We start from the raw sequence: 11,642 nt of genomic DNA, 5'->3' as shown, positions 1-11,642 counted from the left end.
ACTTGGACGCGGAGGTGCTCGCGTACTACGGCCGGTTGGTGGAGGAGACGCTGACCGTGCCGCTGTGCATCACCTGGGTCGAGGATCTGCCCGCCACCGATGTGCTCGCCGCAGCGGGCCGACGGGAGGACGGGGTCGGCAGCCGGACGTACGCGGAGACGGTCCAGGCCGCGTACGACGCGATTCCCGTCCATGCCGGCGCGGCACTGGCCGGCCCCCTCGGAGAGTGGACCGTACTGGTGGAGCCGAACGGTTTCCAGGGGTCGCGGCCGGATGTCCTGACCGGTTTGTCCCGCAGAGGGCGGGCACTCAGCGTGTTTTGGAACGCCAACGGAGACGGGCAGCTGGTCTACGCCGAGCACGGCCGGCTGCTGACCGTGCTCGACCTATTCGATCCCGAAGAGCTCGAAGAACTCGAAGAGCTCCCTCCCGCCCTGTCGGCCTGGGCCGAGCTCGCCGAACAGGACGATCCCCGCGTGGCCGGGCTGGCACTGGGAGAGGCCGTCACCCACAGGCGGCTGGATGCCAGGTGGCTGGCGGGCGAGCACCTGAGCGCTATCCTGGACGCGTCGCAGGACACCGTGGACACGCTAGCGGCCGACCAGGACAGGATCGATCACCTGGCCTACCTCGCCGGGGACCCGCGCGTGGCCGATCTCATCGCCGATCCCGCCCCCGGCAGAATCCGCGAGGTCGCCGCCCTGATAGCGGAGACCGCCTGTGAACTGACCGGCCTGGACGTCCCCTTGGCCAGACGCGTTATGACCTCGCTGGCGCAGACACCCGGCCCGGCCGTGCTCGCCGAACTGCGCGACGAGGTGCGCCACCTCAGCGAGGACCTGTTGACTCAGTACCCGGGCGCCGACGCGCCACCCTCGACCATCGAACGCTGGCACGCACCCTTCAGGGCACTTAAGGTCCTGGAAGCGGCACTCGGGGACGATGCGAAGACTGCGGCACAGGACGCCATCTGGCGGATCGGCACACTACGGCTCGGCGATCACGGAGGCCGCCGCGTGGGCTCGCTCATGGGCGTACTGGAAAAGATGAGCGCGCCGACCTGACCGGGTGCAGTCGCAGTGCCCGCAGAACTCGGCCTCCCGCCGGTTCCCGGTGTTTCCGGTCGTCTCATACACTCGTGCGCCCTCGTCGTGCCCTGCTCGCGTCGATCCGGGTGATCCCGGATCGCTCCCGTTGGGGTGGTGGCCGATCCCGACCGGGTGTCGGTACGGCCTGCCACCATGTCCCGCATGACGACGACCGAGCCCTTGGCCCCGTTCCAGTGGCTCGACGTGTGCGAGAGCCGGGGAGACGAACTACTGGGCGCAATCTTCAGTATGCCCTTCTTCCGCGGGCTCGACCCGGCGGAGCTGATGCGCCGCTTCAGCCGCAGCCAGGAGTCGGACATCGGCGAACTCGACGGGAAGATCTGCGCGTTTGTCCACAAGAGGGATGACGAGGCCGACGGCAGCCACGTGAGCGTTTTCCAGGTTGGCGAGTGGTACGTGACCATCGAGCCTCGCGGCTGGCGATGACGCTCCGCAAGATGGCCACGGAGCTGGCGCGAGGCCATGAGAGGTCGGCGGTCACCCAACACGACCACATCTAGCGCCACTTAAGGTATTCGATCGATGACACACCGTCACCCACTATCGGATGGGGCATCCGTGCGAGCGTTCCGGCTCTGGCCCTGACCGACTCAACAGCTTCATGTAGGAGCCGACATGGAGCCGGACAAACCGCAGGACGAAGCCGCGTGGGAGGACGACCATCCCACCGCCGTGCGATAGGGCTTCGCCTTGGCGGCAAAGGTCACCGGGGTGCTATTCCCGGCGAACGTGCTCGACCGTCCGATGCTCGTGGACCCGGCGCGGAAAAATAATCGCCTGCGGCCGTCACCACAATCGTGGATCTCCACGGACTGCTGGTCCCCGAGGTGTCCGAGCGGGCGCGTACGGCCCTGGACCACGCCTTCGCCGCGGCGAGTGGGCTCACGTGAATGTGCCCCCATTGTGCCCTCCGGCCGCTTTGATCTTGCTTGATCAAGGCTTCACCGCAGGTCAGAGGAGGACAGGGCGGACGAGTCGGCCTGTAGGCCGGGTTCTAATTCCACACGTCTTTGACCTGCATCGGAATCAGGGGAACCTCGCCTGAGCTGCGAAAACGCTGCCATCATTTGACAGTACTTTCGGTTGCCTTCCAACGCCATGTGCCCTAAATGTGCCCTGGGCGTCCTGGCGATCAGTTGCACGATGCGGTCTCAGACTGCTGCCGGCTTCGCATGAACCGACTGACGCCACTCCAGGGCCTCAGGAGTATCCCGGTACTCAAGAAGATGCTGACCGGCGACCTTTTCCAGGAGATCCCTGACCTCTGCGGGCGTGGTGTGGAAGAACTCTCGGCGGTGGTTGACCTTGTTGACGCGCTGGTCGTTCAACAGGGCATGCAGCCGCCCCTCCAGGCCGACCGCATCGTCACTGAAGATCAGCGCGTGGGTGTCGAACCTGAACGGCACCGAGGCATCGCCCAGCTCCCGGACGCGGTCCTCGGGTTCCAGGCGTCGGGTCATGCCGATTTTGACGACGTTCTCACCGAACGCGCCGACGTTGGAGATCACATAAACGTAGCCGGCTCGAATGTTGGCCTCGCGTGCCTCGACGTCGCTGACCGCCGCGCCGATCTCCTCCAGTTTCGCCTTGAGCTCTTCCGCTCCTGCCTCATCACCCTTGGCCAGTAGCTTGGACAGCGCGGAGCGATAGTGGGCCTCCTCCTTTCGGAGCCTGGTCTTCTCCCGTTCGAACTCCCGGCGCGCGGCCTCCTCTTCGCGCTGTTGCTCGCGCTGGGCACGGATGAGTTCCTTTTCCTCCTCCTGCTTGGCCAGGTAGTCGGCGGTCAGCTCCAGCTCGTAGATGCGCAGCCGGTGGTAGTCACCGCTGACGTGGATGCTCATCGTCTTGCCGAGCTTGACGATCATCTCCACGGCCTTCTCCAGGCGGTCGACGGCCGACTGCAGCTTGTAGGGGCGCATCGTGCGTACGCAGTTGTCGGCCTCGGCGTTGTAGGCGCGCAGCATCAGCTTGGAGAAATCACGCACCATCCGGCGTCCCTCGGCCGCCGACCCGTTGACCTGCCAGCCGGTGGAGCCCAGCACCGCCTCGTTGTCCTTGGACATCGCCTTGATGCGGGTCTTGACCTGTGCCAGCCGGTCCTTGTAGGCCACCGCGTCGCTCAGTGGGTGCCGGTATTCGTAGACGCCAACCTCCTGCAGCAGCGCGATTTCCTCGGTCTGCACAATCTGCTGCTCGATCTCGTGCAGGCGCCGCGTGGCATCGGCGATAGCCGTCTGCAGACCCCGATGTTCGGCATGCAACGCCCCGGTCATCGCGGAGACCCGCATGGCATCCATGCCGCCCAGCCGCTCGACCCATGCGCGCAGTTCGGCGTTTTCCGCCTCCAGTTTCTTTTTCCCGCCGAACAGCCCTCCGCCGCTCCGTTCCGGTAGCACGGGCGCAGGAGTGGATTGCGGCAGGACCTGGGGCGCGGGAGGCGCCGGCGGCTCATGCGCGGCTACCCAGAACTCCCAACCGAGTGGTGCCGGAGGCCAGGATGGATCCGGCTGCCATCCCTTCGGAGGGCGCCAGCTTTCCGGCGGGACCGGCCATCCAGGGGGTGAGTTAAACCGGTAAGCCATTGTCACGCCTTCCTCGGCCGTGTGACTCGTTGCCACACGTGCCACCCAGGAAGACAGCCGCCTCAGCTCGTCGGTTTACACCGTTCCACAACGATTTCAAGAAGTTGACCGCCACGAACAGGTAGGTAAGGACAGTTCGGCCGACAATCAAACACTGGACCCGCTAGCGCCCTCGCCTCTTATTCGGACTCATCGTCCGTCAGCTCGTCGAGCGCGGTCTCCAGTTCGTCCTTCTCATCGCGCCGGCGAGCTCTACTGGCCCACGCCTTCGCCTCCTCCGTGAACCCCCAGTGCCCATGCTTGCGGCTCATGTCACGCGCTCCGGAGTGCTCTGTTTTCCCCTTACCCAGGCCCATGGCGTCATCGTAAGCGTCGAGATCGCGAAGGTGTAGGCGTCCTGCCCTCAGCCACCAAGCCCTCCTGACCCCCAGGCAACCGGGGCACGTACCTGATCAGGGCCGATACCGGCTCTGAGCTCGGCGTGCGGTCCACGGTGGTCCACAGGTGTCCGGCTCCGTCCAGGGTCATTGTCACCCAGTTGGTCACCCAGACTCGGGCTATGCGGTATGGCTCGCCGCATTGATCAGCGGGGCATATCCGGACTCAAGGTCTTCGGGAAGCTGGTCAAATGGAAAGAATCGAAGGTCGCTGTGCTCTCCACTGAGGCGCAGGGAAACCGGACCGCTCACCGTGGCACGCAAGGCCACGATGAGCACTTTCCCCGCGCCCTCGATATCGAAGATCTCCGCACCAACGACCGGACCCGCCACCACGTCAAGACCGCTCTCTTCCCGAACCTCCCGCTGAACGACATCCGCCAGAGTGGCATCATCCTTCGATGGCCATCCTCCCGGAAGCTCCCACTTTCCCCGCGGATTCCGGCAGAGCAACACTCGACCGTCCACCAGCACCACGCCCTTGACCGAAGCGTGCATGAAGTACCAACCGGTCCGAGCATCGATCATGTCGTGATCATTTCACGGAGCATTCGTCACCACACTCCATCTCTTCGCCTTTTATTCAGCCGAGCAGGCGGACGGGCGGCGTACTGGTCCCGCTGGCGCCCCGCCGTGACGGAACGCCGGTGGCGCAGCCTTCTTGTCCAAATTGTCGGCTCCGTGCGCCATGATCAGCGCGCATGTATCCAGCACACTCGCAGGGAGCGCCATGGCAGAGATCATCAAAACGCTTCTCGACCCGCGCAAGATACAGCGGTACCTGGAGGGGATCGTGGACGTCGAAGACGTCGACGCGAAGGATCGTATCTCCGGTTTCTTCGCCACCGGCGAGATCTGGGCCGACAGCAGCCTCAACGCCATCGCGCTCGACCCCACCCACTGCGATCACGCGCTCATCAAGTACGAGCTCTGGGACGGCGAGCCGGCCGCCACGGACTGGGATGAGAGCCAGTCGGGAAGCATCCACCTGACCTCCGGGAAGGTCTACGCGATCAGCTCCTGGTCCGGGGGCGTTACGTACAACGAGGAGTTCGACCTCGGCCGCCGAGATCAAGAGTGGCGGTTCCGAATCCACCGCAAGTTTCTCAGCGATGAGGATTTCACGACGGACATCATCAGCTTGGTCCTGTTCAAAGTGCAGTTCTGGTCACCGGCGGAGGCTTCGCGCCCCTCCCGTGAGGAGGAGTCGACGCATACCCCCTGAGCGTCGAGAAGGCCCGGTCCCAGACCTGGGCGGATATCCCAGGCGGGCACTTCACCTGCATCTCGGGCTCTCACCGGTTCTCGGCGTTTCCGAGCGTCCCGCGCCATCGTGTGCCCTTGTTGCGCCCTGCCCTCGTAAATCTGAGTGATCTCCGGCACCGGATCCAGCCACCTGCGGAAATCACTCGATCATGCGACTGAGCAGGGGTTAAGCTTGCGGGCGTCTCGTGTCACTTGTCATTGGTTTCGGCTCTCCCACGGACCAGAGCAGGAGGCTGTTTTCATGTCGATCCCCAAGAAGGGCTCACGGCTCATCACGGTCGACGGCATCGCCTACCGCTGGCGGGTCCGCCATAAGCCCACGTACTGCGAGGCAAACAGTTGGGGACCGCTGACCTTTGCAGTGGAATCGGCTGATGGGCCGGGGCGCGTTCTCCTGGTGTCGCTTCCTTGCTCTCGGCCGGATGCCTGGTACGGGGAACGAGCGATGGCCATACAACCCGCGCTCGTGACGGCGACCATACGCAGGGCCATTGATCACGGTTGGGACCCACAACAAGCAGGTAGCGCCTTCACACTCAACCTGACCGAGAACGACCTGATTGACGCGATGAATGGCCGACAGCCCTCCTATACGGTCCCCTTCATGCGGAGATGACCGATTCCGAAAGGCACCGCTTTAGAAGTGCGATCGCCTCTCGCCCTGCATGGCTACCGTGACCTGCCGAAACGACACAGTTGCCGATCATCTTGTTCTTGATCATTCCGTACATGTTCCGCAGAGGGGGAGTCATCCAACGCTGTTCCCTTCATTGCAAGGGCACAGCCTTATTGGCGGCTCCTCGTCCTAATCGGACGGTGAATGCGGTCCGACGGAGTGTGATCGTGTAAGGCGGTGTTGCTGTACACCACTCCGCTGGACGTGACCAAGAACTTCTCCGCTACTCCACCCTCATGGTCCTTCCACAGCTACGGTAATCGGCTATGGACGCTGGGGACTGGATCGCTTTGGCCGCCTTTGTCGTCGCTGTGGGAGCGGGGTATTTCGCCGCAGTATCCGCCAGAGCGGCGCGCAGGTCGGCTGATGAGGCTGCAAGACTCTCCGGGATTGAGGCCGAACGACGTCACGATGAGCGCGAGGATCGGCACGACAGGCTGGCGCCTCCACATCCTGGGAAGGTCGCAGCCACTCTTGAAGACAGCGCGATCGGTGGGTCGCCGAGCCTATTCGCTACGATCACCGTGCCACGCGCATATCGAGTGCAGGCCGCAGGCTGGAACGGCACATCCCGCACGCCGATCAGCCTGCCGCTTCTGATTCACGCCAACCAGCCTTACCGCTTCCATATCGAGCACTGGCCAGCAGGGCGAGAGGAGCCTCAGACGCGGGAGGTGTGGTTCCGATTCTGGCCACCGATCGAAGACATTGACGACACCGATCCATGGACTTGCCCGTGCGGTCGACCAGCCAGGGAGAACACAGACAAGCCCAGCCATTGGGAGCTGCGTGTGCGGGTCACCTACGACCCTCCTCCGAGCCCCTTTGCCATGTACGTCGATCGCTGAAAGAAACTCTGTCCTTCGGGGCCAATGCTCTTCGTGCTGCTTAGGGCCAGGTGGCAACTCCGCACCGAACATCTGATCCGTAGTAAGGCCGAGCTCGTCCATCGACGTCTACGAGTGTCACAAACGCCTGTTCAAAGCCCCTCTCCACTTGATCGTCTTCCAGGGACGTCCACCGATGTCCAGGGGCGTCGTTAGCCCAATGCCGTTTATTTAACGATCATGCTCTGATTCGAGGTTGCCGCGGCAGTAACGCGACGGTGGGCGGTCCCGCGTGCCGGATGCCCTTGTCGGAGGGGCGGCGTTCTCTGTAGCTGCTGCGTCGGGCGCGCTTGACGGCTCGGGGATAGCTGCGGTGCCGGCGGGCGGGGTTGCGGTTGCGAGGTCGGCCGACCTGGTGGACGGTGCGGGTCCAAAGGCCGTCGTGGGGCTCAGGGGGGAAAGGCCGCCCGGTCAGTGACCGAGCGGCGCACGATGCGCAGGGTGGCCAGGAATTTGATCCGGTCGGGGTCGACCCCCTCGGTGGTGGCCGCAACGCAGATCAGAGTGGCCAGGGCCCAGTGGGTGAGGAGGTAGGCCCAGATCTCCTGGCGCGCCAGGTCGGGAGTGCGGGAGCGCAGGATCCGGCCCGGCCCGCGCAGATGAGTCTTTAACTGGTCGAACCCGGTTTCGGCTTCCCAGCGCTGGTGGTAGCAGGAAGCCAGGCGCCCGGCGGTGACCTCGGCCGGGTCGAGGATGGTGGTGATCAGCCTGATGTGGTCGCCTTTGCGGTCGGGCACGGTGTAGTCGACCACGCGGACGATCACCGCCCGGTCGGGATCGAGGGAGCGGCCCTGGCGGGCGTCTTCACGCAGTCGATCCTTCTGCGACCTGTGCAGGCCGACCACAGGGTTGGTGATGACCGCGAGCCAGGACCCGTCGTCCAGATCCCGCAGCCAGTACGGGCGCAGCCCGGCCTGCACTCGCCACAGCAGTTGGGCGCCGGTACGGCGGGCCTGGCCCCAGGCGTAGAAGCTGTAGAAATCGCGATCGGCGAGCAGCAACATGTCCTCCTCCAGCCGCTCATATAAGGAGTAGGCCAGGGTTTGCTCACCGTCCCAGCAGCCCGACACATCCGCCGCGACAATCGCGTGACTGGCGCACTCGCTGATGGCCACGACCCGGGCCTGCGCAAATACCGTCTCGTAGCCGCCCGCGCTGTCCTTGGGGAACTCCTCGAGGTTCGCCGGAGTGTCGGGCAGGTCGAGCACGAATCCGTCGATCGCCATCAGCCGCCATCGCCCCAGCCAGGCACCCTCCGTCGTCGGGGAGGCGGCTGGGCGGGCCACACACTCGAACACTTCCTTGACCGGCTCGGCGCCCAGCCGCTGCCGGGCTTGCGTCACCGCACCTCGCGTCGGCGGCTCCCACCGCGAGCCCGGCATCAACGCGAGCATCCCGGTCAGCTTCTCGGCGACCTCCTCGTAGTCATCGTCGGGAAACAGGCACAGCGCGATCAGGAGATAGACCACCACGTGCGCAGGGAGCTTCCGCACCCGCTGCTCACGGCGCTCGTACTTTTCGATTGCCCCGTCCAGGACCGCCCGCGGCAGCAACGACGTCAGCGCACCCAGTGCCACCAGATCCGTCAATCGGGACGGCCCACCGGTCTTGATCCACTCCGCCATCAGGGGAAGCTACCAGCCCAAACCCGTATCTAAACGGCATTGGCGTCGTTAGCAACCGCGTTAGCAAGATCAGGCTTTTTCGCCCACCGATCTCCACCGGAGATTCCGTGGCGGCGGTTCTGCCGATTTTTCGCGGACTCCGCTCGCGTACCGTAGATCACGTGACCATGACCGATCGCCGTATGACGTCTGAGGAACAGGCCGTGGTGCTGGCCATGCTGGCGCAGGACTTCCCCGGAAGTGAGGAACTACGCGCCCAGGTTCCGACCGCCGTTGTCACCGGCCGCTGCACGTGCGGATGCGCCACGATAGATCTCCGCGTCGAGTCGGCTCCGCGGGCCGCCAGCGCACCTGTGCAGAACGGCGTGCTCATCTCAGCGCATCTTCGCGATGAGGGTTCCGGAGCGCTCCTTTTCGTCGAGGACGGCTACCTGTCGTGCTTTGAGGTTTACTCCGTCGAAGACGAACCAGCGGCCCTTCCGCGCCCCGAGCAACTGATCATCGAGTCGGCAGCAACCCGGCACGATGACAGCGGCTCATGAAGGACGTCCGTGTCGACGGCTGGAACGCCTTCGGAACCAACCGACTCGGTCTCGACGGCCCCGGCTTTCCACTGACGATCAACGTCAGCGCCTCCCACGGCGTCCATATCGTCAACGGAACCGCGGCGCGGACCTGCGACCTCATCGACGTGCTCACCCCGACAACACAGAGCACCGCTGTGGTCCTGAACATCGATCAATACTCCTGGCTCGACCCTGACGGCGATCCCCTTCGACCACGCGAGATCGCTCGGCAACAAGGGATCCAGGCCACTGCCCAGGACATCACCTGGGCGCAAGCCCACGGATCAGCGCCCAGCGACCTGCTCACGATGGACTGGAGTGATCTCAACCGGTTCTTTGATGGCAGCTGGAGCCACTATGGTGCCGATGTCCTGGACGTGGAGGGTCCGCTTTCCGATGACGTGGCGGACGAAGTCGCACTCGCCTCCCGCCTCTGGAGCCAAGGCTCTTGCCTCTTGCGCGAATTCCCGCGGTCACGCGTGTTCTATTCAGGCCACGATGACTGCTATCTCCACGTGGAGAGCGTTGACCCGACCATGCCCACTCGGATCTTTACCCGCTTGATCGCGCTGTTCGGAGGATCCGCGCTTCTCGACGATGACACGGAGTCGGTCATGGTTGCCGAACCCCAGTTCTCCATCGCAGAGAACATGCTCCGGGAGAGCACATACTGGGTCGGGACCATCCTGGACAGAGATCCCTGGCGGCGGATGACCATGGGTTTCACTCCCACGCGGTGGCGGCTCGGCTCACCTCTATCTGAGGACATCTCCCTGCAACTGGCCTTCGACCTGAAATCCAGAACCTGGGATGCCCGCTGATCGGACAACGTGGTGGGCAGGGATTTGAGCTTCTGATCCGTAGGCAAGGGCAGATGCCTGGTCAACAGCGTTTCATCCTGCTCAGATGGTGGTTGCGGGTCGGTGGCGTGTGATCGTGTAAGGCGGTGTTGCTGTATCGGCTGCTGTACAGCACCCCACTGAACATGACCGCCTGCGAAACAGTGTGGAGCTTCCGGTAGAAGAGGTCTCACCACAAAATCTCCTCCAGCTTCAGAAAGCTCCACATGATCAACCATCGAGCCACGCTCGATGTCCCCGGGATTTGGTTCACCACCAGTCCGCATTCAGGGGAACCCCGGCCTGGTTTTCAGACGTCCTCTGGCAGCGCGGGCATCGGGCACCCCGGTCGGGGCGGTCCTGTTTCGGTGCAAACCTCCGGGGGAGGGAAGGAGAACGGGCCGTGGCAGGTCTGTTGACCTTCTATTTCGGGGAGCCATCGGCATGAGGGTGAAAGACAAGGTCGTCGTCGGCCCCGCGGGACGTGCCCTGGTACGGCAGTCCAAGATGTTTCCCGGTCGCACCGAACGGATGATGGCTACCCAGGTTGACCACACCCATCTGTCCCGGAAGGAGCGGGCGCCCGCCACGTCGGGCAACCTGTACGAGCCGGCGCCTGGGCCGGGTTCGTGGGACGGCGGGCGCAAGACCACCGTGCGCTGGATCGCCGCGATGGCGGCCCTGGTCGGTGTCGTCATGGGCGCGCGGCGCCTGCTGTGTTGACCGGCTGGACCGGACGAGAGATCACCGCTGCCGCGGGGACGCGCATGCACGCCGCCGTGCTGGGGCCCCCGTCCGCGCCCGAGGTGGTGTGCGTTCACGGCCTTGGCTGCTCGCACCGCTACTTCCTCCCCCTGGCCCGGCACCTCGTCCCCGCATCGCGGGTGGTCGCCGTCGACCTACCGGGATTCGGCCGGACGCCCGGCCCACGCGAGCCGCTGAACATCCGTGGCCTGTCCCTGGCACTGGCCGGATGGCTGCGCGCCACCGGGCGCGGCGGCGCACCGCTGGTGGCCAACTCCGTCGGCTGCCAGGTTGTCGTCGATCTGGCGACACACGCCCCTGAGTTGCTGGGGCCGGTAGTCCTCATCGGCCCCACCATGGACGCGGACGCACGTTCCGCGTGGCGGCAGGGGATCCGGCTGGCGGCGAACATGAGATTCGAGCATCCCAGCCTCATACCGGTGCTGGCACGCGACTACCTCGTCTGCGGCCCGCGCCGCTACTTCGCCACACTCGCCGCCGCCCTCGCCGACCCAATCGAGGACAAACTCCAGCACGTGCGCACTCCCGCCGTGGTGATGCGCGGAGCACACGACTTCATCGTGCCCCAGGCGTGGGCGTGGCGGGTCGCCAGCCTGCTTCCCCAGGGAAAGCTCGTGGAAGTGCCCGGCGCCGGGCACACCCTGAACTACAGCGCGCCCGCTGACGTAGCCCGGGTCATCCGGACCCCACCGGCCATCAGCCCCGGCATCTGACGCAAATCCGAACGCGTCGGCGACACACCGCAGGACCCCCTCCTGCAGACACTTACGGCTTAAACTGCAGCAATAGGATCGCAGGGAGATCAACTCATACACCACTCCGCTGGACGTGACCGGGGCTGGGGCGCCAGCCCTTAATGCTCGTCGTTCTCACTCCAACTGCGCCGCCCC

Annotated in this window: 12 protein-coding genes; 8 read left to right on the top strand and 4 right to left on the bottom strand. The window is 64.8% G+C overall.

The features are described 5' to 3' along the window. The first annotated feature begins 2 nt into the window (after nt 1-2). On the top strand, nt 3-1,064 hold the full coding sequence (locus CHC08_RS02240; RefSeq protein WP_089205450.1) for a DUF6461 domain-containing protein: 1,062 nt from the start codon (nt 3-5) through the stop codon (nt 1,062-1,064). 186 nt (nt 1,065-1,250) lie between these two features. Beyond that, nucleotides 1,251-1,535 carry a hypothetical protein gene (locus CHC08_RS02235; RefSeq protein ID WP_143653080.1) on the top strand — a complete coding sequence of 95 codons (285 nt, stop codon included), beginning with the start codon at nt 1,251-1,253 and terminating at the stop codon, nt 1,533-1,535. 725 nt (nt 1,536-2,260) lie between these two features. Here CHC08_RS02235 and CHC08_RS02230 read toward each other — a convergent pair. The 3 genes from CHC08_RS02230 to CHC08_RS02225 all read right to left on the bottom strand — a co-directional run bounded on the left by CHC08_RS02230 (nt 2,261) and on the right by CHC08_RS02225 (nt 4,656). Next, nucleotides 2,261-3,736: an SNIPE associated domain-containing protein gene (locus CHC08_RS02230; protein ID WP_245878076.1), complete on the bottom strand. Its 1,476-nt coding sequence runs from the start codon at nt 3,734-3,736 to the stop codon at nt 2,261-2,263. Nucleotides 3,737-3,870: 134 nt separating this feature from the next. Then, on the bottom strand, nt 3,871-4,002 hold the full coding sequence (locus CHC08_RS52275; RefSeq protein WP_275937141.1) for a hypothetical protein: 132 nt from the start codon (nt 4,000-4,002) through the stop codon (nt 3,871-3,873). Nucleotides 4,003-4,248: 246 nt separating this feature from the next. Next, a complete protein-coding gene (locus CHC08_RS02225; RefSeq protein WP_089205447.1) occupies nt 4,249-4,656 on the bottom strand; it encodes an NUDIX domain-containing protein in 408 nt (135 codons plus the stop codon). Between the two features lie 202 nt (nt 4,657-4,858). Between CHC08_RS02225 and CHC08_RS02220 the strand changes: the two genes are divergently transcribed. Both CHC08_RS02220 and CHC08_RS02215 read left to right on the top strand, forming a co-directional pair. Next, the gene (locus CHC08_RS02220) at nt 4,859-5,353 is read left to right on the top strand and encodes a hypothetical protein (RefSeq protein WP_089205446.1); all 495 of its coding nucleotides are present in this window, start codon (nt 4,859-4,861) and stop codon (nt 5,351-5,353) included. A 282-nt stretch (nt 5,354-5,635) separates the two neighbouring features. Continuing rightward, complete coding sequence (locus tag CHC08_RS02215) at nt 5,636-6,010, top strand: hypothetical protein (RefSeq protein WP_218825093.1); 375 nt, start codon at nt 5,636-5,638, stop codon at nt 6,008-6,010. Nucleotides 6,011-7,346: 1,336 nt separating this feature from the next. On the opposite strand, the gene CHC08_RS02210 is transcribed toward CHC08_RS02215, so the two are convergent. Then, the gene (locus tag CHC08_RS02210; protein WP_089205445.1) at nt 7,347-8,582 is read right to left on the bottom strand and encodes an IS4 family transposase; all 1,236 of its coding nucleotides are present in this window, start codon (nt 8,580-8,582) and stop codon (nt 7,347-7,349) included. Between the two features lie 107 nt (nt 8,583-8,689). Here CHC08_RS02210 and CHC08_RS02205 point away from each other — a divergent pair, with 107 nt between their 5' ends. The 4 genes from CHC08_RS02205 (at nt 8,690) to CHC08_RS02190 (ending at nt 11,465) form a co-directional block, all read left to right on the top strand. Then, the gene (locus CHC08_RS02205) at nt 8,690-9,124 is read left to right on the top strand and encodes a hypothetical protein (RefSeq protein WP_218825092.1); all 435 of its coding nucleotides are present in this window, start codon (nt 8,690-8,692) and stop codon (nt 9,122-9,124) included. Further along, nucleotides 9,121-9,969, top strand: a complete 849-nt coding sequence (locus CHC08_RS02200; RefSeq protein ID WP_089205444.1) for a hypothetical protein — start codon at nt 9,121-9,123, stop codon at nt 9,967-9,969. Before CHC08_RS02205 ends, CHC08_RS02200 begins: the two co-directional genes overlap by 4 nt. Before the next feature lie 462 nt (nt 9,970-10,431). Continuing rightward, entirely contained in the window at nt 10,432-10,710 is a 279-nt protein-coding gene (locus CHC08_RS02195) for a hypothetical protein (RefSeq protein ID WP_089205443.1), read from the top strand. Next, nucleotides 10,707-11,465: an alpha/beta fold hydrolase gene (locus CHC08_RS02190; protein WP_218825091.1), complete on the top strand. Its 759-nt coding sequence runs from the start codon at nt 10,707-10,709 to the stop codon at nt 11,463-11,465. The genes CHC08_RS02195 and CHC08_RS02190 overlap by 4 nt, the downstream gene beginning before the upstream one ends. Nucleotides 11,466-11,642: the final 177 nt, after the last annotated feature.

Origin of the sequence: Streptosporangium subroseum (assembly GCF_900188345.1) — a bacterium.
GTDB lineage: Bacteria > Actinomycetota > Actinomycetes > Streptosporangiales > Streptosporangiaceae > Streptosporangium > Streptosporangium subroseum.
This window is presented reverse-complemented; position numbering and strand designations above follow the sequence as displayed.